Annotated in this window: 17 protein-coding genes; 12 read left to right on the plus strand and 5 right to left on the minus strand. The window is 73.6% G+C overall.

Translation table 11 applies throughout. The features are described 5' to 3' along the window. The first annotated feature begins 20 nt into the window (after positions 1–20). Positions 21–443, plus strand: a complete 423-nt coding sequence (locus Cch01nite_RS15515; RefSeq protein WP_203756994.1) for a pilus assembly protein CpaE — start codon at positions 21–23, stop codon at positions 441–443. Positions 444–463: 20 nt separating this feature from the next. Here Cch01nite_RS15515 and Cch01nite_RS15520 read toward each other — a convergent pair whose 3' ends face one another. Further along, positions 464–1033: a DUF5655 domain-containing protein gene (locus Cch01nite_RS15520; protein ID WP_203756996.1), complete on the minus strand. Its 570-nt coding sequence runs from the start codon at positions 1031–1033 to the stop codon at positions 464–466. Between the two features lie 61 nt (positions 1034–1094). On the opposite strand from Cch01nite_RS15520, the gene gatC reads away from it, so the two are divergent. The 4 genes from gatC (at position 1095) to Cch01nite_RS15540 (ending at position 5073) form a co-directional block, all read left to right on the plus strand. Then, complete coding sequence (gene gatC, locus Cch01nite_RS15525) at positions 1095–1394, plus strand: Asp-tRNA(Asn)/Glu-tRNA(Gln) amidotransferase subunit GatC (RefSeq protein WP_203756998.1); 300 nt, start codon at positions 1095–1097, stop codon at positions 1392–1394. Next, on the plus strand, positions 1391–2902 hold the full coding sequence (gene gatA / locus Cch01nite_RS15530; RefSeq protein ID WP_203757000.1) for an Asp-tRNA(Asn)/Glu-tRNA(Gln) amidotransferase subunit GatA: 1512 nt from the start codon (positions 1391–1393) through the stop codon (positions 2900–2902). Before gatC ends, gatA begins: the two co-directional genes overlap by 4 nt. Continuing rightward, a complete protein-coding gene (gatB, locus tag Cch01nite_RS15535; RefSeq protein ID WP_203757002.1) occupies positions 2899–4398 on the plus strand; it encodes an Asp-tRNA(Asn)/Glu-tRNA(Gln) amidotransferase subunit GatB in 1500 nt (499 codons plus the stop codon). The genes gatA and gatB overlap by 4 nt, the downstream gene beginning before the upstream one ends. Before the next feature lie 126 nt (positions 4399–4524). After that, complete coding sequence (locus tag Cch01nite_RS15540) at positions 4525–5073, plus strand: GNAT family N-acetyltransferase (RefSeq protein ID WP_203757004.1); 549 nt, start codon at positions 4525–4527, stop codon at positions 5071–5073. A 16-nt stretch (positions 5074–5089) separates the two neighbouring features. On the opposite strand, the gene Cch01nite_RS15545 is transcribed toward Cch01nite_RS15540, so the two are convergent. After that, positions 5090–5683 (minus strand): TetR/AcrR family transcriptional regulator, encoded by a 594-nt coding sequence (locus tag Cch01nite_RS15545; RefSeq protein WP_203757006.1) that lies wholly within the window; start codon positions 5681–5683, stop codon positions 5090–5092. A gap of 93 nt (positions 5684–5776) precedes the next feature. Here Cch01nite_RS15545 and Cch01nite_RS15550 point away from each other — a divergent pair, with 93 nt between their 5' ends. Together Cch01nite_RS15550 and Cch01nite_RS15555 are read left to right on the plus strand one after the other, a co-directional pair. Further along, on the plus strand, positions 5777–6859 hold the full coding sequence (locus Cch01nite_RS15550) for a hypothetical protein (RefSeq protein ID WP_203757008.1): 1083 nt from the start codon (positions 5777–5779) through the stop codon (positions 6857–6859). A gap of 145 nt (positions 6860–7004) precedes the next feature. Further along, the gene (locus Cch01nite_RS15555; protein WP_203757010.1) at positions 7005–8078 is read left to right on the plus strand and encodes a zinc-dependent alcohol dehydrogenase family protein; all 1074 of its coding nucleotides are present in this window, start codon (positions 7005–7007) and stop codon (positions 8076–8078) included. 4 nt (positions 8079–8082) lie between these two features. On the opposite strand, the gene Cch01nite_RS15560 is transcribed toward Cch01nite_RS15555, so the two are convergent. Next, a complete protein-coding gene (locus tag Cch01nite_RS15560; RefSeq protein ID WP_203757012.1) occupies positions 8083–9447 on the minus strand; it encodes a cryptochrome/photolyase family protein in 1365 nt (454 codons plus the stop codon). A gap of 63 nt (positions 9448–9510) precedes the next feature. On the opposite strand from Cch01nite_RS15560, the gene Cch01nite_RS15565 reads away from it, so the two are divergent. The 4 genes from Cch01nite_RS15565 (at position 9511) to ilvD (Cch01nite_RS15580) (ending at position 15378) form a co-directional block, all read left to right on the plus strand. Continuing rightward, positions 9511–11037: a peptide MFS transporter gene (locus Cch01nite_RS15565; protein ID WP_239070747.1), complete on the plus strand. Its 1527-nt coding sequence runs from the start codon at positions 9511–9513 to the stop codon at positions 11035–11037. A 55-nt stretch (positions 11038–11092) separates the two neighbouring features. Continuing rightward, a complete protein-coding gene (locus Cch01nite_RS15570) occupies positions 11093–11956 on the plus strand; it encodes an oxygenase MpaB family protein (RefSeq protein ID WP_203757016.1) in 864 nt (287 codons plus the stop codon). A 136-nt stretch (positions 11957–12092) separates the two neighbouring features. Continuing rightward, on the plus strand, positions 12093–13391 hold the full coding sequence (locus Cch01nite_RS15575) for an extracellular solute-binding protein (RefSeq protein WP_203757025.1): 1299 nt from the start codon (positions 12093–12095) through the stop codon (positions 13389–13391). 124 nt (positions 13392–13515) lie between these two features. Continuing rightward, on the plus strand, positions 13516–15378 hold the full coding sequence (gene ilvD / locus Cch01nite_RS15580; protein WP_203757031.1) for a dihydroxy-acid dehydratase: 1863 nt from the start codon (positions 13516–13518) through the stop codon (positions 15376–15378). Between the two features lie 12 nt (positions 15379–15390). Here ilvD (Cch01nite_RS15580) and Cch01nite_RS22940 read toward each other — a convergent pair whose 3' ends face one another. Then, complete coding sequence (locus Cch01nite_RS22940) at positions 15391–17847, minus strand: putative bifunctional diguanylate cyclase/phosphodiesterase (protein WP_275407217.1); 2457 nt, start codon at positions 17845–17847, stop codon at positions 15391–15393. Between the two features lie 177 nt (positions 17848–18024). On the opposite strand from Cch01nite_RS22940, the gene ilvD (Cch01nite_RS15590) reads away from it, so the two are divergent. Then, a complete protein-coding gene (gene ilvD, locus Cch01nite_RS15590; protein WP_203757032.1) occupies positions 18025–19743 on the plus strand; it encodes a dihydroxy-acid dehydratase in 1719 nt (572 codons plus the stop codon). A 10-nt stretch (positions 19744–19753) separates the two neighbouring features. On the opposite strand, the gene Cch01nite_RS15595 is transcribed toward ilvD (Cch01nite_RS15590), so the two are convergent. After that, a complete protein-coding gene (locus Cch01nite_RS15595; protein ID WP_203757033.1) occupies positions 19754–20908 on the minus strand; it encodes an ROK family transcriptional regulator in 1155 nt (384 codons plus the stop codon). Between the last annotated feature and the right edge of the window lie 195 nt (positions 20909–21103).

The raw sequence follows: 21103 nt of genomic DNA on the forward strand, positions 1-21103 counted from the left end.
GACGGTCGGATACTGAGTCGATGATCTCCGTCGATCTCGCCCTGCTCCTGCGCAACGCCGGGCTGCGCTGGCACCCCACGTCCGGCGACCGGTTCGCGGTGCTGCAGCCGGAGATGGACGGCGAGGTCTTCACGATCAGCGAGATGACCATCGAGGCGCACACGTTCCCGACGGGCACGGTGCTGGGCTTCAACGGGACGACGGAGTGGGCGCTCGACTCGGTCGCCCAGGACGACGCCATCTGGCTGCCCCGCGAGGACCAGCTCCGCGACCTGCTCGGCGGCACGTTCCGCAGCCTGGCCCGCTCGACCACCGGCGCCTACCAGGTGGTCGTGGAGCGCCCCGGGCACTTCGAGGAGTCCTTCTGGGGCGACACGGCCGAGGAGGCGTACGCCCAGGCGGTGCTGGCCCTCGTCCACGCCGCCGTCGAGCACACGGCCTGAACGCGGCCGCGTCTGGGCCGTCAGCCGTTCTGCTCGTACGCGACCCGGAGCAGCCCGACGAGCTCGTCGTCCACCTCGGCCACGTCGGTGAGGACCAGCCGGTGCGTGGCCGATCCGGGGAACGACGAGACCACCAGGCGATCGCTCGACGGCGCGGACACGAACCGCAGCCCCACGTCGACCCGCGACGCGGTGGCCGCGACCGCCGCGAACTGCCGGGCCCGCACGAACGGCACGTACGTCGAGCGCCCCTCGCGGCGGACGTCGTCCCCGAGCCCGAGCAGGGCCGCCTCGACGGCGTCGTACACGGGTCGGAACGCCGCCTTGCGGCCCGTGTACTGGGAGTCGACGTACTCGTCGACGGTCGGCTGCACCCAGCCCGCACGGCGCGCGACCTCGAACGCGATGGCCCACTGGGTGTTCTGCGGGACGCCGTGCACGTCCCGCAGCCACCGCCGGACGGCCACCTGGTCGAGCGGGTCGACCCCGCTGGAGCGCAGGACGATCGTCGCCCAGCCGTCGAGGTCGCGGCCCGTCCTGTCGACCATGGACGCGGTGACGGCGGCCATCATGTCGTCGGGGCTGCTCATGCCGCCCAGCGTAGGCACGCGGCGCCCGGCGGCGACCTGCGCCCCGTCTAGACTCGTCGCCATGTCCACCCTCTCTCGCGACGAGGTCGCGCGCGTGGCGGGCCTGGCACGGATCGACCTCACGCCGGCGGAGATCGACCGCCTCGCGGGCGAGCTCGACGTCATCGTCGAGTCGGTCGCCCGCGTGAGCGAGATCGCCACGCCCGACGTGCCGGCCACCAGCCACCCCCTCCCGCTGACCAACGTGTTCCGCGCCGACGTGCCCGTGGCGCCGGTCGACCGCGACGCCGTGCTGGCCGCCGCCCCGGCGTCGCAGGACGGCAAGTTCCTCGTCCCGCAGATCCTGGGGGAGGACGCGTGAGCGACCTGACGCGGATCTCCGCCGCGACCCTCGCCGAGAAGCTGTCCGCCGGGGAGGTGTCCAGCGTCGAGGCGACGCAGGCGCACCTCGACCGGATCACCGCCGTCGACGGCGCCGTGCACGCGTTCCTGCACGTCAGCGCTGACGAGGCCCTGGCGACCGCAGCCGACGTCGACCAGCGCCGCGCGGCCGGCGAGGACCTGCACGCGCTCGCGGGCGTCCCGATCGCCGTCAAGGACGTCGTCGTGACGAAGGGCCTGCCGACGACGGCCGGCTCGAAGATCCTCGAGGGCTGGGTGCCGCCGTACGACGCGACGCTCGTCGAGCGGATCAAGGCCGCGGGCCTGCCGATCCTCGGCAAGACGAACATGGACGAGTTCGCGATGGGCTCGTCGACCGAGCACTCCGCGTACGGCAACACGCACAACCCGTGGGACCTCACGCGCATCCCCGGCGGGTCCGGTGGCGGGTCCGCCGCCGCGGTCGCCGCGTACGAGGCCCCGCTCGCCATCGGCACCGACACCGGCGGGTCCATCCGCCAGCCGGGCGCCGTCACAGGCACGGTCGGCGTGAAGCCGACGTACGGCTCGGTGTCCCGGTACGGGCTCATCGCGATGGCGTCGTCGCTCGACCAGGCCGGTCCGGTGACCCGCACGGTCCTCGACTCGGCGCTGCTGCACGAGCTCATCGGCGGGCACGACCCGCTCGACTCCACGTCGATCGCGGAGCCGCTGCCGGGCCTCGTCGCCGCGGCCCGTCAGGGCGCGACGGGCGACCTGACCGGCGTGCGCGTGGGCGTCATCCGCGAGCTGCAGGGCGAGGGCTACCAGGCGGGCGTGCTCGCACGCTTCCAGGAGTCGCTCGCGATCCTCGAGGCCGCGGGCGCGACGATCGTCGAGGTCTCCTGCCCGCACTTCGAGTACGCGCTCGGCGCGTACTACCTGATCATGCCGAGCGAGGCGTCGAGCAACCTCGCGAAGTTCGACGGCATGCGCTTCGGGCTCCGGGTCGTCCCCGAGGACAACCCCACGGCCGAGCGCGTCATGTCGGCGACCCGCGGGCAGGGCTTCGGCGACGAGGTCAAGCGCCGCATCATCCTCGGCACGTACGCGCTGTCGGCGGGCTACTACGACGCGTACTACGGCTCGGCGCAGAAGGTCCGCACGCTCATCCAGCGCGACTTCGACGCCGCGTTCGCGCAGGCCGACGTGCTCGTCTCGCCGACGGCGCCGACCACGGCGTTCAAGCTCGGCGAGAAGCTCGACGACCCGCTGGCGATGTACCTCAACGACGTCGCGACGATCCCCGCGAACCTGGCCGGCGTGCCGGGGCTCAGCCTGCCGAACGGCCTGAGCGACGACGGCCTGCCCGTCGGCTTCCAGGTGCTCGCCCCGGCCAAGGCCGACGACCGGCTGTACCGCGTCGGCGCCGCGCTGGAGGCCCTGCTGGAGAAGAACTGGGGCGGCCCGCTGCTGAGCCAGGCGCCCGAGCTGGAGGTGGCCCGATGAGCACGCTGGTCGACTACGACGACGCGGTGGCCCGGTTCGACCCGGTCATCGGCATCGAGGTCCACGTGGAGCTCGGCACCCGCACCAAGATGTTCGACGGCGCGCCCGCGGGCTTCGGCGAGGAGCCGAACACGTCCGTCACGCCGGTGTCGCTCGGCCTGCCGGGCTCGCTCCCGGTGGTCAACGGCACGGCCGTCGAGTACGCGATCCGCATCGGCCTGGCGCTGAACTGCCAGATCGCCGAGACGTGCCGGTTCGCGCGGAAGAACTACTTCTACCCGGACGTCCCGAAGAACTTCCAGACGTCGCAGTACGACGAGCCCATCGCGTTCGACGGCCACGTCGACGTCGAGCTCGAGGACGGGTCGATCTTCCGCGTGGAGATCGAGCGCGCACACATGGAGGAGGACGCCGGCAAGAACACGCACGTCGGCGGCTCCACCGGGCGCATCCACGGCGCCGAGTACTCGCTGGTCGACTACAACCGTGCGGGCATCCCGCTCGTCGAGATCGTCACGCGGCCCATCACGGGTGCCGGCGCCCGGGCCCCCGAGGTCGCGCGGGCGTACGTGCAGACGCTGCGGGACCTGTTCCGGGCGCTGGGCGTCTCGGAGGCCCGCATGGAGCGCGGCAACGTCCGCGCCGACGTCAACGTGTCGCTCCGGAACACCCCGCAGGACGCGCTCGGCACCCGCACGGAGACCAAGAACGTCAACTCGTTCCGCTCGGTCGAGCGTGCGGTCCGGTTCGAGATCGGCCGCCAGGCGGGCGTGCTCGACGAGGGCGGCAGCATCGTCCAGGAGACCCGGCACTGGCACGAGGACACCGGCACGACGACGTCGGGCCGCATCAAGTCCGACGCCGAGGACTACCGGTACTTCCCGGAGCCGGACCTCGTGCCGATCGCCCCGGACCGCGCGTGGGTCGAGGAGATCCGTGCGTCGCTGCCCGAGCTGCCCGCGGCCCGCCGCCGCCGGCTGCAGGGCGAGTGGGGCTACGCCGACGCCGAGATGCGCGACGTCGTCAACGCCGGTGCCGTCGAGCTCATCGAGGCGACCGTCGCCGGGGGCACCAGCCCGGCCGCCGCGCGCAAGTGGTGGATGGGCGAGCTGGCCCGCACGGCGAAGCAGCAGGAGGTCGAGCTCGAGGCGCTGCCGATCACGCCCGCGCAGATCGCCGCGCTGCAGAAGCTCGTCGACGACGGCCGGATCAACGACAAGCTCGCGCGCCAGGTGCTCGAGGGCGTGCTCGCGGGGGAGGGCGACCCGGAGGCGGTCGTCGTCGCCCGGGGCCTGGAGGTCGTGTCCGACGACGGCCCGCTGCTCGAGGCCATCGACGCCGCGCTCGCCGCCCAGCCGGACATCGCGGAGAAGATCCGCTCCGGCAACCTCGGCCCGGTCGGCGCGATCATCGGCGCCGTCATGAAGGCCACCCGCGGCCAGGCCGACGCCGGCCGCGTCCGCGAGCTCCTGCTGGAGCGCGTCGCCCAGGGCTGACGCACCATCGACGAGGGCCGGGGGCGCGGACCGCGCCGCCCGGCCCTCGTCGCAACATCCCGGTCACACGACGTCCCTACGATCGACGACGGCACCCCGCTGCGGGTGCCGGACGGGAGTGGTCCGATGCAGAAGCCGACGCTGCAGGGCGAGATGCTCGTGCTGCGACCGATCCGGGCCGACGACGCGGACGCGATGTGGGACATGCTCGCGGACCCCGACGGGCGGCGGCTCACCGGCACGACCGCGACGTTCACGCGACCGCAGGTCGACGCCTGGTGCGCGAGCCGTGGGACGGCGGAGGGCCGCTACGACTTCGCCGTGACGGCGAACGGGTCGGACGACTTCCTCGGCGAGATCGTGCTGAACGACATCGACGACGTGGTCCGCAAGGCCAACATGCGGCTCGTGATGCGGCCCGCCTACCGGGGCCGCGGGTACGGCACGGAGGGGATCGAGCTCGTGCTGGGCTTCGCGTTCGACGGGCTCGGCCTGCACCGCGTGGAGCTCGACGTGCTGGCGATCAACGCCCGCGCGAAGTCCCTGTACGAGAACATCGGCTTCCGGGTGGAGGGCCGCCGCCGGGACGCCTACCGCGACGGCGACGGCTGGTGCGACGCGATCGACATGGCGATGCTCGAGGACGAGTACCGGGCGACCCAGGTCGCGTCCTGACCCCGCTGCCGGCGGGTCAGCTCGGCAGGTTCCGCTCGACGGACGCGAGGTAGGCCTCGCCGTCGAACGCGGGCAGGAGCGACGACTGGATGACGTACCCCTGCACGGCGGCGAGCAGGAGCGGCACCTGGTCGGCGGCGATCGCGTCGGCCTCGTCGGGCGGCGTCCCGTGGGTCCGCTGGTGCCAGAGCGACGTGTAGTGCGTGCAGGTGTCGATCAGGCGGACCAGGACGGTCGACGCGAGCTCGGCGATGTCGGTCTCGGTCACGGCCTCGCCCCAGAGCTGGAGCATGACGGAGGGGCTGCCGAGCTCGCGGGTCATCGCCGTGACGAGCACCCGCACGAGTCCCGGCGGGGGCGTCATGGGCGTCGTGTCGACGAGCCGGCCGATCTCCTCGATGCGGCCGCCGACGACGCGGGCCGCGACGTCCACCACGAGCGCGGCCTTGCTGGGGTAGTGGCCGTAGATGGCCCCGGCGGACAGCCCGGACTCCTCGATGATCTCGGCCATCGACGTCGCCTGGAACCCCTTGCGCCGGAAGGCGCGCAGGGCGGCGTCGGCGATCTCGTCGCGGCGGGCCGCGCGGTAGTCCTCGGTGACCTTGGGCACGGCCCACCATAAAAACGAACGAACGTTCTTGACAAGTGGCGACGGCGGTCTACCCTGACAAAGAACGAACGTTCGGTTTAGGAGGCAACCGCCATGTCGCACGACCCTCGTCCCCACACCCCCTGGCGCCGCCTCCTCGGAGTCGGCGTCGCGCTCACGACGCTGGCGACCGTGCTCGTGCTGGCCTTCCTGTGGCCCGCGCACACGTCCGAGCCGCACGACCTGCCCGTCGCGGTCGCCGGCCCCGCCGCCGCCACCGCACCGGTCGCCGCCGCGCTCGAGGAGCGTGCCCCCGGCGCGCTGGACGTGGTCCCCGCCGACGACCGGCAGGCCGCGCTCGACCTCGTCGAGACCCGCGAGGTCTACGGCGCGATCGTCCTCGGCGCCGAACCCGAGGTGCTCGTCTCGACGGCCTCCAGCGCGGTCGTCGCCCAGCAGCTCTCCGCCCTCGCGCCCTTCCTGCAGGCGCAGCTCTCCGCCGCGACCGGCGCCCCCGTCACCGTCGCGGTCACGGACGTCGTGCCTCTCGGCGCGGGCGACCCGCGCGGCGCGGTCATCGGCGCCGTCACGCTCCCGCTCGTCATGGGCGGCATGATCGGCGGCATCGCCGTCTCGCTGACCGTCGTCGGCGTCTGGCGCCGGGTCACCGCCGTCACCGCCTACTCGGTGCTCGCCGGCCTCGCCGTCGCGGGCGTCCTGCAGGGCTGGTACGGCGCGCTCGCCGGCTCCTACGTCGTCGTCGCGGGCATCATCGGCCTCGCCGTCCTGGCGGTCGCCGGCGTGATCGTCGGGGTCGTGTCGATCGTCGGGCGGCCCGGCGTCGCGATCGGTCCCGTGCTGTTCCTGCTGGTCGCCAACCCGATCGCGTCCGCCGCCCAGCCGTGGCAGATGCTGCCCGCACCGTGGGGCGCGATCGGCCAGTGGATGCCGCCGGGCGCCGCCGCCGCGCTCCTGCGCGACGAGTCGTACTTCCCGCGGGCCGCCACCGGGCAGCTCTGGACGGCGCTCGTCGCCTGGGCCGTGCTCGGCCTGGTGCTCGCGACGGTCGGCCACTTCCGCGACGCCGGGGCCGCGTCCCGCGCCGCCCTCGCCGAGGCCGAGGCCGCCGAGCGCACGCACCACGAGCAGGACGTGCGCGAGCGGCCCGCCGTGCACGCCGTCGACGTCCAGGTCTGACCACCGGGACGTCGGCGGACGCCGCCGGCCACCGTGCGGAGGTCATGACTCCCGCGCCGTGACGACCCAGGCCGGACCCGCTCCTAGACTGGCCGAGCCGTCGGCCCGCCCCGCCGCGGACCCCCACCACCTGCGGAGGAGCACCATGCGCGCGACAGTCATCCACGGCGAGAGGGACGTCCGGGTCGAGGACGTCCCGGACCCTGAGCTGCTCGCGGGCGGCAGCGGGCGCGACGCCGTCGTGCGGGTCGTCGCCGCGTGCGTCTGCGGGTCGGACCTGTGGCCGTACCGCGGGGTGCAGCCCGTCCGCGAGCCGCGGCGGATCGGGCACGAGTTCATCGGGGTCGTCGAGCAGGTCGGCGACGCCGTCGAGCGGGTCGCGGTCGGCGACGCCGTGATCGCCCCGTTCTACGTGTGCGACGGCACGTGCACGAACTGCCGCAACGGCGTCAGCACCTCGTGCCAGCACGGCGGGTGGTGGGGCTCGACCACCGGTGAGGGGTCGTCGGCGGACGGCGGTCAGGGCGAGCGGGTGCGGGTGCCGCTGGCCGACGGGACGCTCGCCGCCGTCCCGGGCGTGGACCTCGAGTCCGACGAGGGGCGCGCCCTCGTGCCGCACCTGCTGACCCTGTCCGACGTGATGGGCACGGGTCACCACGCGGCCGTCCAGGGCGGCGTCGGGCCGGGCTCGACGGTCGCCGTCGTCGGCGACGGCGCGGTCGGGCTGTGCGCCGTGCTGGCGGCTCGCCGGCTCGGGGCGTCGCGCGTCGTCGCGATGTCGCGGCACCCGCAGCGCCAGGAGATCGCGCGGACCTTCGGCGCGACCGACGTGGTGCCCGAGCGGGGCGACGAGGGCGTCGCGCGGCTGAAGGAGCTGTTCGACGGCGTCGGGCCGGACGTCGTGCTCGAGTGCGTCGGCACGAAGGAGTCGATGGACCAGGCGCTGCGCTCGGCGCGGCCGGGCGGTCAGGTCGGCTTCGTCGGCGTCCCGGCCGGTGGGCCGGAGCTTCCCGTGCGGACGCTGTTCGACTCGAACGTCGGGGTCCGCGGCGGCGTCGCGTCGGTGCGCGGGTACATCGAGGAGCTGCTGCCCGAGGTGCTCGACGGCCGGCTGCGGCCGGGGGTGGTGTTCGACCTGGAGCTGCCGCTCGAGGAGGTCGCCGAGGCCTACGCGGCGATGGACGAGCGCCGCGCGACGAAGGTCCTCCTGCGCCCCTGACGCCTCAGCGGTCCCGCCGGCGGAAGTCCTCGAGCGCGACCCGGCGCTCCACGTCGTGGTCGACGAGCGGCGCGGGGTAGCCGTCGGGCGCGGCGAGGCCGAGCCGCCACGGCCGGTGCACCGCCGGCCCGGCGACCCCGCGCAGCTCGGGCACCCACCGCCGGACGTAGTCGCCGTCCGGGTCGAACCGCTCGCCCTGGCTCACGGGGTTGAAGACCCGGAAGTACGGCGCCGCGTCCCGCCCGGTCCCGGCGACCCACTGCCAGTTGAGCTGGTTCTGCGGCACGTCACCGTCCACGAGCCACGTCATGAAGTGCTCGGCGCCGCGCTGCCACCGCACGTGCAGGTCCTTGACCAGGAACGACGCGACGACCATCCGCACCCGGTTGTGCATCCAGCCGGTCGCCCGCAGCTGCCGCATCCCCGCGTCGACGAACGGGTACCCGGTGCGGCCCTCCGCCCACGCGGCGAACGCCGCGTCGGCCTGCGGCCCGGACGCCCACGCGTCGTCGGGAACGACGGCGCGCAGCGACCGGTGGGCGGCGCCGGGGTGGTGCCACAGCACGTCCGCGTGGAACTCGCGCCAGGCGAGCTCCGACCGGTAGGTCGCGACGGACTCGGCGCCGGCGCCGGCCGACCGTGCGGCGAGGTCGGCCAGGAGGGTCCTGGGGTGCAGCTCGCCGTACTTCAGGTGCACGGAGATCGCGGACGTGCCGTCGAGGTCGGGCCGGTCGCGGGCCCAGCGGTAGTCGTCGAGCCCGTCGCGCAGGAAGGCGCCCCACCGGCGGAGCGCGGCACGCTCTCCGGCCTCGGGCAGGTCCACGTCGGTCCGCGGCTCGTCGGGCACGCCGTCGGACCGCACGGACGCCCACGGCACCGCGTGCGGCGACCCGGGCGGCGACGCCCACCCGTGGTCCAGCCAGGCCGTCCGGAACGGCGTGAACACCTGGAACGGGGTGCCGCCGCGCGTGCGGAGCCGGCCGGGGGCGACGGCGTACGGGGAGCCCGTCCGCACCAGCGGCACCCCGAGCGCCTGCTCGACGGCGTCGTCGCGCCGCCGCCCGTACGGCTCGGTCGCCGCCGTCACGTGCACGGCCGGCGCGCCGACCTCGCGCACGAGGAGCGGGACGACGAGCGCCGGTGGTCCGTGCCGGACGACGAGCCGCCCGCCGGTCGCCTCGTCGAGCGCGCGCAACGACCGCACGAGGTAGGCGAGCCGCGGCGTCCCCGCGTGCCGCCAGAGCGCCGGGTCGGCGACGAACAGGGCGACGACCTCGTCGTCGGCGGCCCGCGCCTGCGTCACCGCGGCGTGCAGCGCCGGGTGGTCGGCCAGCCGCAGGTCCCGGCGGAACCACAGGACCACGGGCACCGGGCGACGCTACCCCGGCCGTCAGGCGTGCGCACCGGCGGGTGAGCCGCCACGATGGGGACCATGAGCGAGGGGGCTCAAGGAGCGAGCACCACCGACGAGCGCGTGCTGCCGCGCGACCGGGCGTTCTTCGGGCACCCGATGGGGCTGTTCACGCTCTTCAACACCGAGCTGTGGGAGCGGTTCAGCTACTACGGGATGCGCGCCATCCTGCTGTTCTACCTGACCGACACCGCGGCGAACGGCGGTCTCGGGCTCCCGGAGGCGACCGGCGAGGCCGTCGTGGCCGTGTACGGCGCGGCCGTCTACCTGCTGTCGGTGCTCGGCGGGTGGCTCGCGGACCGGTTCATCGGCGGCCGGCGCTCGGTGCTGTACGGCGGGATCGTCATCGCGGCCGGCCACGTCGCGCTCGCCGTCCCGAACCCGCGCTTCTCGTTCCTCGGGATCGTGCTGGTGGCGCTCGGCACCGGCCTGCTCAAGCCGAACGTGTCGAGCATGGTCGGCGAGCTCTACCACCGCGACGACCCGCGCCGGGACTCCGGGTTCTCGATCTACTACATGGGCATCAACATCGGCTCCCTGCTCGCGCCGCTGCTCGTCGGCCTCGCGCGCGACTGGGGCGGGTACCACGCCGGGTTCGCGGTCGCGGCCGTCGGCATGGGGATCTCGCTGGTCGTGTTCGTCATGGGCCGCCGACTGCTCGGCGGCGCGGGCGACGTCCCGCCGAACCCCATGACGGTCGCCGACAGGGCGGGCGCCGTGCGGATCGTCCTCGCCGTCGTGGTCGGCGTCCTGCTCGCCGTCGCGCTGGCCTGGGTGGTGGGCGGCGGGTTCACGGTGAGCACGTGGATCGACGCGCTGTCGTACCTGGCGTTCGCCGCGCCGATCGCGACGTTCTGGGTGATGTTCCGCTCACCGAAGGTCAGCGAGCACGAGAAGCAGCGGCTGCGCGCGTACATCCCTCTGTTCGTCGCGGCGATGCTGTTCTGGATGATCTTCGAGCAGGCGTCGAGCACCCTGTCGAGCTTCGCGAAGAACCGGACCGACCTCACGGTCGGCGGTTTCACGATCTCGCCGGAGTTCTACCAGACGGTCAACCCGGCCTCGATCGTCCTCCTCGCGCCCGTGTTCGCGTGGATCTGGACCAAGCTCGACGACCGGCCGCCGACCGCGGTGAAGTTCGCGCTGGGCCTGACGTTCGCCGCGCTGAGCTTCGTCTTCCTCGCCGGCATGTCGGCGGTGTTCGAGGGGGAGAAGGCGCCCTGGTGGGTGCTGGTCGTCGTGTACGTGATCCAGACGGTCGGTGAGCTGTGCCTCTCGCCGGTGGGTCTGGCGGCGACGACGCTGCTCGCGCCGCGGGCGTTCCGCGGGCAGGCGATGGCGCTGTGGTTCCTCGCGACGTCCGCCGGCAACGCGATCACCGCCCAGCTCGTGCAGGCGACGCAGGACGTCGGCGACACCGCGTACTTCGGGTGGATCGGCATCGTCGCGCTCGCCGTCGCGGGCGGCATGTTCGCGATCGCGCCGTGGGTGACCCGGCACATCAAGGCGGGCGCCGAGTCGGCGAGCGAGGCGGCGCTGCAGCACTGACGTCCGCGCGGGCAGGCGGGTCGCGCCGGCCGGCCGCGCGACGCACCATCGTGGGGTGACCACCACCGTCGAGCGCCGCTCGTCGCTGCGGCGCCGCGCCGGCGACGTGCTGTTCCTACGGGTGTCGGGCGCGGACGGGTTCGCGACGCGCGACCGCATCCACCACGCGCCCGGTCCACGCTGGTTCGCCCCGGGCTCGGCGGTGCAGGTGGTGCATGGGGACGCCGCGATGTTCGTCGGAGGTCTGCGTGCGCTGCTCCTGCAGGCGCTGCACCCGGTCGCGATGGCGGCCGTCGCGTCGTTCTCGGGCTTCCGTGAGGACCCGTGGGGTCGTCTGGCGCGCACGAGCACGTTTCTCGCGATGACGGCGTTCGGGCGGGCGGACGACGCCGAGGCGGCGGTGCAGCACGTGCGCCGGGTGCACGGGCACGTCCGCGGGGTGACCTCGGACGGTGTCCCGTACTCGGCGGACGACCCGCACCTGCTCGCGTGGATCCACGCGGCCGGCGTGGACAGCTTCGTCGCGGCGCACCGCCGGTTCGGCGAGCACCCGCTCGACGCGGCCGGGTACGACGAGTACGTCGCGCAGTCCGCGGTCGTCGCCCGGGGGCTGGGGGTGGTGCAGCCGCCGACGACGACGGGGGAGGTGGACGCGCTGATCCAGGCCTACCGGCCCGAGCTGCGGACCACCGACGAGTCCCGCGAGACGGTCGACTTCCTGCTGCGGACCCCGCCGCTCCCGCTCGCGCTGCGGCCGGCGTACCGAGGGCTCGCGGCGGGGGCGGCGGCGACCCTGCCGGGGTGGGCGCGGTCCGAGCTCGGCCTGCGGTCCCGGCCGGTGCTCGGCGGGGGGCCGTCGCGGGTGGCCGGCGACGTGGTGACCCGCACGGTCCGCTGGTTGATCCCCCCGGTCGACTGACCTCGTACGGGGATGATCCGGACACCGCCATGTTTCGATAGATAACGTTGTCGATAACGATTGAATTCTGGTCGCCAGACTGCCAGGATCCCCGCTGACCAGCACGTCGACGAGGACGACAAAGGGGAATGGACGCATGGCGATGAAGCGCCGGGTGAGCGTGATGGTGGCGCTCGCGACGACGACCGCACTGCTGGCCGCGTGCAGCGGCGGCGGGAACGACGAGGCGGCCGGTCCGAGCAACGACCACGTCACGCTCACGTGGTGGCACAACGGCACGGCCGAGCCGCTCAAGGGCTTCTGGGACTCCGTCGCCCGGGAGTTCGAGGAGGCCCACCCGAACGTCACCGTCGAGGTGAGCGCCGTGCAGAACGAGGAGCTGCAGAAGACGAAGATCCCCGTCGCCCTGCAGTCCGCCGACCCGCCGGACCTGTTCCAGCAGTGGGGCGGCGGCGACCTCGCCGACCAGGTCGTCGACGGCAAGGTCAAGGACATCAGCCGCGACGTGCTCGACGAGATCGGCCTCATCGGCGGGTCGGCGGCCGCCTGGCAGGTCGACGGGGAGACGTACGGGCTGCCGTACAGCGTCGGCGTCGAGGGCTTCTGGTACAACAAGGCGCTCTTCGCCCAGGCCGGCATCGAGACGCCGCCGGTGACGCTGGAGGACTTGGGCGACGCGGTCGGCAAGCTCAAGGAGGCCGGCATCACGCCGATCGCCGTCGGTGCCAAGGACACGTGGCCCGCCGCGCACTACTGGTACAACTTCGCGCTGCGCGAGTGCAGCACCGACACCATGAAGCGCGCCGGCGTCGAGCTCCGGTTCGAGGACCCGTGCTTCACGCAGGCCGGCGAGCAGCTCGCCGCGTTCCTCGCCACCGAGCCGTTCCAGCAGGACTTCCTCGGCACGCCGGCGCAGACGGGCCTGGCCAGCTCGGCCGGGCTCGTGGCGAACGGCAACGCCGCGATGGAGCTCATGGGCCACTGGGAGCCGGGCATCATGCGGGGCCTGACCGGCGGCGACGCCCTCGGCGAGAACCTCGGCTGGTTCCCGTTCCCGACCGTCGACGGGGGCCAGGGTGACCCGGCCGCGGCGCTCGGCGGCGGCGACGGGTTCTCGTGCTCGTACTCCGCGCCCCCGGAGTGCGTCGAGCTCCTGAAGTACATCGCCAGCGTCGACGTGCAGAAGCGGTACGCCGAGACCGGCTCCGGCCTGCCGGTGACGCTCGGGTCCGAGGCGGGCGTCTCCGACCCGAACATGCAGACGCTCCTGCAGTACCGGAACAACGCCACGTACGTGCAGGTCTGGCTCGACGTCGCGTACGGCGGCAGCATCGGCGGGGCGATGAACGACGGCATCGCGGCGATGTTCGCCGGCCAGGGCACGGCGCAGGACATCGTCGCCGGGATGATCGAGGCGTCGTCCGGCAGCAGGTGACCAGCGCGTCCGCCCCGTGGTCGTGGACCACGGGGCGGACGCTCCCCGGTTCGTGCCACGCGCGGACGTAGCCTGACGCGGCAGCCGCGCGGCGCGGCTGCTCTCGCGTGTCGAAGGAGCTGGAATGAGCCGCCCCCTGCGCTCTCGGACGTCCACCCATGGCCGCAACATGTCCGGCGCCCGCGCCCTGTGGCGCGCGACCGGCATGGGGTCGGAGGACTTCGGGAAGCCGATCATCGCGATCGCCAACTCCTACACGCAGTTCGTCCCCGGCCACGTGCACCTCAAGGACATGGGCGACCTGGTCGCGTCCGCGATCCGCGAGGCGGGCGGCGTGTCCAAGGAGTTCAACACCATCGCGGTCGACGACGGCATCGCGATGGGCCACGCGGGGATGCTCTACTCGCTGCCCAGCCGTGACCTCATCGCCGACTCGGTCGAGTACATGGTGAACGCGCACTGCGCGGACGCCCTCGTGTGCATCTCGAACTGCGACAAGATCACGCCGGGCATGCTCAACGCCGCGCTGCGCCTCAACATCCCGGTCGTGTTCGTCTCGGGCGGCCCGATGGAGGCCGGCAAGGCGGTCGTCGCGGACGGCATCGCGTCCACCCCGCTGAACCTCATCAACGCGATCAACTACTCGGCCGACGACAACGTCTCCGACGAGGCGCTGGCCGCCGTCGAGGAGTCCGCGTGCCCGACGTGCGGCTCGTGCTCCGGCATGTTCACGGCCAACTCGATGAACTGCCTCACCGAGGCCCTCGGCCTGTCGCTGCCCGGCAACGGCTCGACGCTCGCCACGCACGCGGCCCGCCGCGAGCTGTTCCTCGAGGCCGGCCGGACGATCGTCGAGCTGGCCCGCCGCTACTACGAGGACGAGGACGACACGGCCGCCCCCCGCGGGATCGCCACGAAGGCCGCGTTCGCCAACGCCATGGCGCTCGACGTCGCGATGGGCGGCTCCACGAACACGGTGCTGCACATCCTCGCCGCCGCCCAGGAGGCCGAGGTCGACTTCGACCTGTCCGACATCGAGGGCCTCAGCCGCCGCGTGCCGTGCCTGTCGAAGGTCGCGCCGAACCACCCGAGCTTCCACATGGAGGACGTCCACCGCGCCGGTGGCATCCCGGCGCTGCTCGGCGAGCTCGACCGCGCCGGGCTGCTCGACCACGACGTCACCTCCGTGCACACGCCGACGCTGCGCGCGTGGCTCGACGACTGGGACGTGCGCGGCGGCAAGGCGACCGAGAAGGCCGTCGAGCTGTTCCACGCGGCGCCCGGGGGAGTGCGCACGACCCAGGCGTTCTCGACGCAGAACCGCTGGAACCGCCTCGACACCGACGCGGCGCACGGCTGCATCCGCGACCTCGAGCACGCGTACACCGTCGAGGGGGGCCTGGCCGTCCTGCGCGGCAACCTGGCCGAGGACGGGGCGGTGCTCAAGACCGCCGGCATCGACCCCGACGTCTTCCACTTCGTCGGCCGTGCGCTGGTCTGCGAGTCGCAGGACGAGGCCGTCGAGAAGATCCTCACCAAGCAGGTGCAGCCCGGCCACGTGGTCGTCGTGCGCTACGAGGGCCCCGCGGGCGGCCCCGGCATGCAGGAGATGCTGTACCCGACCTCGTTCATCAAGGGCCGCGGGCTGGGCAAGGTCTGCGCGCTCATCACGGACGGCCGGTTCTCCGGCGGCTCGAGCGGCATCTCCGTCGGGCACATCTCGCCCGAGGCAGCGGCCGGCGGCACGATCGGCCTCGTCGAGGACGGTGACGAGATCGAGATCGACGTCGAGACGCGCCTCATCCGGGTCAACGTGCCCGACGAGGTGCTCGCGGAGCGGCGCGCCAAGATGGAGGCGTCCGAGCGTCCGTGGCAGCCGCTGAACCGCGACCGCGTCGTCTCGCCCGCGCTGCAGGCGTACGCGGCGATGGCGACGTCGGCCGACCGCGGTGCCGTGCGCGACGTCAGCCGCCTCCGCCGCGCCTGAGCGTCCGGCCGGTCACCGCGCGGGCGAGCGCTCCACCTCGGAGGGCCGGGTGCGCGGGCCCACCGGGGTGGGGATCACGGCCGCGGGGCGAGGTGCGCCGCCGAGCAGGGTGTCGATCTCGTCCCGCGGCACGGGGCGGCCGAACAGGTAGCCCTGGCCGTGCGGGCAGCCGAGCGCGCGCAGGGCGTCCGCCTCGTCGTCCGTCTCGATCTGCTCGGCGACCGCGGGCAGGTCGAGGCTCGCGCACAGGTCGACGATCGCGGCGGCGAGGGCACGACGTCGCCGCGCCTCGTCGCCCGGGTCGGCGGACAGCCGGGTGAACGCCCCGTCGATCTTCACGATGTCCACGGGCAGGTGCTGCAGGTAGGCGAGAGACGAGTAGCCCGTGCCGAAGTCGTCGATCGCGACCCGGACGCCGTGCTCGCGCAGCCGCGACAGCTGGGACACGACGAGCGCGTCGTCCGGCTGGCCTCCGGCGAGCAGGGCGGTCTCGGTGATCTCCAGCACGAGCGCCCGCCCCGGCAGCCCTGAGTCCTCGAGGGCGCTGAGCACCCGGTCGACGGCGTCGGGCTGCCGGAGCTGGCGGCCCGAGACGTTCACGTGCAGCCCGACGCCGTGCGCGTCGTACCAGCGCCGGGCGTCGGCGCACGCCCGGCGCAGGACGTGGTCGCCGACCGGGACGATGAGTCCGGTGTCCTCGGCGACGGGGATGAACCGGTCCGGCATGATCAGGCCGTCGGGCGACTCCCAGCGCAGCAGCGCCTCGACGGACAGCACCTCGCCCGTGTCGAGCGAGACGACCGGCTGGTAGTGCACGACGAGCTCGTCGCGGTTGAGCGCGGCCCGCAGGCCCTCGGCGAGCTGGGTGCGGCCCGTCTGCTCGAGCCGCATCCGCGGGTGGAAGACGCACACCTGGCTCTTGCCGGCGGCCTTGGCCGCGTAGAGCGCCAGGTCGGCGTCCCGCAGGGCCTCCTCGGTGCTGACGGGGCCGTCGACGACGCGGACGCCGACGCTCGCGCTGACCCGGACGACGTGCCCGTCGACGACGAACGGCTCGCCGAGCGCGCGGACGAGCTGCCACGCGCGGTCGCGCGCCCCGGCCTCGTCGGTCCGTTCGAGCACGAGCGCGAACTCGTCGCCACCGAGGCGCGCGAGCGTGTCCCGGTCGCCGACCATGCCGCGCAGCCGCCGCCCGGCCTGCGTGAGCAGGTCGTCGCCGGCGTGGTGCCCGTGGTCGTCGTTGACGCCCTTGAAGCCGTCGAGGTCGACCATGAGGACCGCCCGGTCGCCACCGCCGGCCCGGCCCGGGTCCGCGAGGCGGTCGGTGAACAGGGTGCGGTTGCCGAGCCCGGTCAGGGGGTCGTGGAGCGCCTGGTGGCTGAGGAGCTGCTGGAGGGAGCCCTGCTCGCGCAGGGCCTGCGAGAGCTGTGCCGCCTGCCGGTCGAGCTGGATGGCGCGACGCTGCGCGACGCTCGTCCCGACGACGAGACGGCCCACGAGGAACGCCGACAGCAGCACGACGGTGAGCAGCGGCACCGCCAGGTCGCTCCACGCGAGCGTCACCGTCGAGCCGGCCCGGAACGTGAACAGGAACGTGACGGGCCCGACGGTCGCGAGCACGAAGAAGACGACGCCGCGCACGAGGGTGAGGGCCGGGCTGGGCGTCGCGTCGGGCGAGCCGTCGACGCCGGGGTGCAGCGCGGCGGCCCCGAAGAGCACGAACCAGCAGAGCCAGGCCGCGCTGCCGAACCCCTCCGCGAGGGACGTGTCGAGCAGCGAGATGCCCGGGTTCCCGTCGCCGAGCAGCGTCACGGTGTAGAGCACGTCCCCGACGGTGGAGGCCGCGACGCCCCACCCGAGCAGCGTGTACGCGCCGTTGCGCCCGCCGTACCGGAACCACAGCCGTGACGTCAGGAGGACGACGGCGAGACCCATCGAGAGCGAGACGACCGCGAGGATGCGGGCGGGGTCCTCGAGCGCACGGTCCCCGAGGAACCCGCGGAAGACGAGCACCCAGTAGAGCAGCGCGGCACCGACGACCACGACGACGGCGTCCATGGTCGCGGTCTCGTGCCGTGCGCGCAGGGAGTTGCGGGGGAGCAGCGCCAGGCCGACGACCAGGAGGACGTACGTCGGCGTGTAGAAGCCGTCGAACCACCACGGGACGAGGTCGGCGTCCCCGCCGACGGCGACGTACCAGACCGTCCAGCTCACGTCCGCGACGGCCCACGCCGCCGTGCCGCCCGTGAGCCACCACCACGCCCGCGTCATGGTCGCCCGGTGCCGTCGGACGCCGACCACCATCGCGAGGACCGACACGACGGGGACGACGTCCCAGAGCACCTCCCCGGGCCAGCCGGGAACGACCATGACGAGGGCCGTGAGCAGCAGCCCGCCGACCAGGAAGGCCTGCCACGGGGCCACGCCGAGGCGTCGGCTGCGACCCGGCTGTGCGTCCGGCACGGCCACGGCCGCCTCCCTTCTCGCCGCGGTGTCGTGAAGGCGTGCGGCGGTCGGCCCCGCTGGGGGTCCGACCCACGAATCGGCACGGAAGCCCTCGGGATGAGGGATGCCGCCGGACTCCACGCGTCCGGCGCACCCGCGCACGGGGGTGCCGCGACGGTCGACGCCTCCTACTCTCGGCACATGACGACGACGCAGGACGGTGCCGCACCCGGGGTCGACATCAAGCCGCGGTCGCGGCAGGTCACGGACGGGCTGGAGGCGACGGCGTCGCGCGGGATGCTCCGGGCGATCGGTCTCGGTGACGACGACTTCGCGAAGCCGCAGATCGGCGTCGCGAGCTCGTGGAACGAGATCACCCCGTGCAACCTGTCGCTCGACCGGCTGGCCAAGGCCGCCAAGTCGGGCGTGCACGCCGCGGGCGGGTACCCGCTCGAGTTCGGCACGATCTCGGTGTCCGACGGGATCTCGATGGGCCACGAGGGCATGCACTTCTCGCTGGTGAGCCGCGACATCATCGCGGACTCGGTGGAGACGGTGATGCAGGCCGAGCGCCTCGACGGCTCGGTGCTGCTGGCCGGCTGCGACAAGTCGCTGCCCGGCATGCTCATGGCGGCCGCCCGGCTCGACCTGGCGAGCGTGTTCCTCTACGCCGGGTCGATCGCCCCGGGCTGGGTGAAGCTCGAGGACGGCACCGAGAAGGACGTCACGATCATCGACGCGTTCGAGGCGGTCGGCGCGTGCGCGCGGGGGCTGATGAGCCGCGAGGACGTCGACCGCATCGAGCGCGCGATCTGCCCGGGCGAGGGTGCCTGCGGCGGCATGTACACCGCGAACACGATGGCGTCGGTCGCCGAGGCCATCGGCATGTCGATCCCCGGCTCGGCCGCCCCGCCGTCGGCGGACCGCCGTCGTGACGCGTTCGCGCACAAGTCGGGCGAGGCCGTCGTCGAGCTGCTGCGGCGGGGCATCACGGCGCGCCAGATCATGACGAAGGAGGCGTTCGAGAACGCGATCGCCGTCGTCATGGCGTTCGGCGGCTCGACCAACGCGGTCCTGCACCTCCTGGCGATCGCGCACGAGGCCGAGGTCGACCTCACGCTCGACGACTTCTCCCGCGTCGCCGCGAGGGTGCCGCACCTCGGCGACCTCAAGCCGTTCGGCCGCTACGTGATGAACGACATCGACCGCATCGGCGGCGTGCCCGTGGTGATGAAGGCGCTGCTCGACGCGGGCCTGCTGCACGGCGACTGCCTCACGGTCACCGGGAAGACGGTCGCGGAGAACCTGGCCGACGTGAACCCGCCGGACCCGGACGGCAAGATCCTGCGGGCGCTGGACAACCCGATCCACCGGACGGGCGGCATCACGATCCTGCACGGCTCGCTCGCCCCCGAGGGTGCGGTCGTGAAGTCGGCGGGCTTCGACTCCGACGTGTTCGAGGGCACCGCCCGGGTGTTCGACCGGGAGCGCGCGGCGATGGACGCGCTGGAGGACGGCACGATCGTCGCGGGCGACGTCGTCGTCATCCGCTACGAGGGCCCGAAGGGCGGCCCGGGCATGCGCGAGATGCTCGCGATCACGGGGGCGATCAAGGGCGCCGGCCTGGGCAAGGACGTCCTCCTGCTCACCGACGGCCGTTTCTCGGGCGGCACGACGGGGCTGTGCGTCGGGCACGTGGCCCCCGAGGCCGTCGACGCGGGCCCGATCGCGTTCGTCCGCGACGGCGACCGCATCCGGCTCGACGTCGAGCACGCGACGCTCGACCTGCTGGTGGACGACGCCGAGCTCGAGTCCCGCACGGCCGGGTGGGCGCCGCTGCCGCCGACGTACACGCGCGGGGTCCTCGCCAAGTACGCCAAGCTCGTCCAGTCGGCGTCGAAGGGTGCCGTCCTGATCTGACCCGCGACCCTCAGGGTGCGCGGAGCACGAAGTCCTGCAGCGCGACGACGGCGGCACCGCGTGCCCACTGCCCGAAGTCGCCGGGCCGGACCACGAGGTCGACCGGTGACGCGAGCGGGTCGCGGTCGGCGTCGAGGCCGGCCCGCAGCGCCGCGTCGCCGACCCGGGCGAGCTCCACCCCCTCGCCCGTGATCACCACCCGGTCGGGCATCGTGAGGTTCGCGACCGCCGCGACGAGCCGGCCCAGGGCGCGGGCGCTGTCGTCAACGATCCGGCGGGCGGCGGGGTCGTCGGCGCCGGCGAGCGCGAGGAGCTCGTCGTACGTGACGGCTCGGCGCAGCGCGACGGTCGCCTGGGTCGCGAGCGACTCCTCCGTGAGCATCGCCGTCGCGCAGCCGCGGTGGCCGACGGGGCACGGTGGTCCGGCCGGGTCGAGGGGGAAGTGGCCGACGAGGCCGATGCCCATGTCGGGGTGGGTGACGAGCTGGTCGTGCACCACGAGCCCGTAGCCGACTCCTGCCCCGACGGTGAGCACCGCGAAGCTGCGGGTCCCGCGACCCTCCCCGAACCAGTGCTCGGCGGCGGTGAGGGCGGCGACGTCGTTCTCGACGACCACGGGCAGGCCGGTGCGGGCGGAGAGCAGGGGGCCGAGCGGCACGTCGTGCCAGCCGAGGAACGGGGCGACCCGCACGGTCGACCGGTCGGGGGAGTGGCCGCCGAGGCTCACCCCGACGCCGGTGAGCGTGGTGGCCGACGGGAGCGACCCGGCGGTCTGCTCGACGAGCGCGCCGACGGACTCGACGACGTCGGCCGGTGCGTGCCCGCCGATCGGCGCCGACCGGCCCGCCACGATCGAGCCGCGAAGGTCGACGAGCACCGCGTGCGCGGCGTCGCCCGTGAGCTTGACGCCGACGAAGTGGTGGGCGGCCGCGTCGACGTCCAGCGGCTGGCCGGGGCGGCCGGTGGCGGGGTCGGGCCGGACGGCGGAGTCCACGAGGAGGCCGCGCTCGACGAGGGGCTTGGTGAGCCGGGACAGGGTCGGCTGCGACAGGTCGAGCCGGCGGGCGAGGTCGGCGCGGGACAGCGGGCCGCGCAGGAGGACCTCGAGGGCGACCTGGTGGGCGGTGCCGCCCTCGGGCGACCACGTGCGGACCTGCGAGCTCATGCGCTCCCTCTCCCGACGCCTCGGACGGACCCGAGGCTGCGCTGCCATCCTCGCAGGCGGATAAGTTCCGTGACGGTTCAAACTATCGCACGAAGTGCGCCCGGAAGTGATCGGGGACACACTGTTGACGGTGACTTACTTCCGTGGTGACATGAATGCCTCGTGGAAGACGGGCCAAGCAAGGGCCCGATGCAG

Origin of the sequence: Cellulomonas chitinilytica, assembly GCF_016862675.1 — a bacterium.
In the GTDB taxonomy this organism is placed as follows: domain Bacteria; phylum Actinomycetota; class Actinomycetes; order Actinomycetales; family Cellulomonadaceae; genus Cellulomonas; species Cellulomonas chitinilytica.

Excerpts from the sequence above, each read along its gene's own strand:
- Cch01nite_RS15515 (WP_203756994.1), top strand. The coding sequence starts at position 21 with ATGATCTCCGTCGATCTCGCCCTGCTCCTGCGCAACGCCGGGCTGCGC.
- Cch01nite_RS15520 (WP_203756996.1), bottom strand. The coding sequence starts at position 1,033 with ATGAGCAGCCCCGACGACATGATGGCCGCCGTCACCGCGTCCATGGTC.
- gatC (WP_203756998.1), top strand. The coding sequence starts at position 1,095 with ATGTCCACCCTCTCTCGCGACGAGGTCGCGCGCGTGGCGGGCCTGGCA.
- gatB (WP_203757002.1), top strand. The coding sequence starts at position 2,899 with ATGAGCACGCTGGTCGACTACGACGACGCGGTGGCCCGGTTCGACCCG.
- Cch01nite_RS15540 (WP_203757004.1), top strand. The coding sequence starts at position 4,525 with ATGCAGAAGCCGACGCTGCAGGGCGAGATGCTCGTGCTGCGACCGATC.
- Cch01nite_RS15550 (WP_203757008.1), top strand. The coding sequence starts at position 5,777 with ATGTCGCACGACCCTCGTCCCCACACCCCCTGGCGCCGCCTCCTCGGA.
- Cch01nite_RS15555 (WP_203757010.1), top strand. The coding sequence starts at position 7,005 with ATGCGCGCGACAGTCATCCACGGCGAGAGGGACGTCCGGGTCGAGGAC.
- Cch01nite_RS15565 (WP_239070747.1), top strand. The coding sequence starts at position 9,511 with ATGAGCGAGGGGGCTCAAGGAGCGAGCACCACCGACGAGCGCGTGCTG.
- Cch01nite_RS15575 (WP_203757025.1), top strand. The coding sequence starts at position 12,093 with ATGGCGATGAAGCGCCGGGTGAGCGTGATGGTGGCGCTCGCGACGACG.
- ilvD (WP_203757031.1), top strand. The coding sequence starts at position 13,516 with ATGAGCCGCCCCCTGCGCTCTCGGACGTCCACCCATGGCCGCAACATG.
- ilvD (WP_203757032.1), top strand. The coding sequence starts at position 18,025 with ATGACGACGACGCAGGACGGTGCCGCACCCGGGGTCGACATCAAGCCG.
- Cch01nite_RS15595 (WP_203757033.1), bottom strand. The coding sequence starts at position 20,908 with ATGAGCTCGCAGGTCCGCACGTGGTCGCCCGAGGGCGGCACCGCCCAC.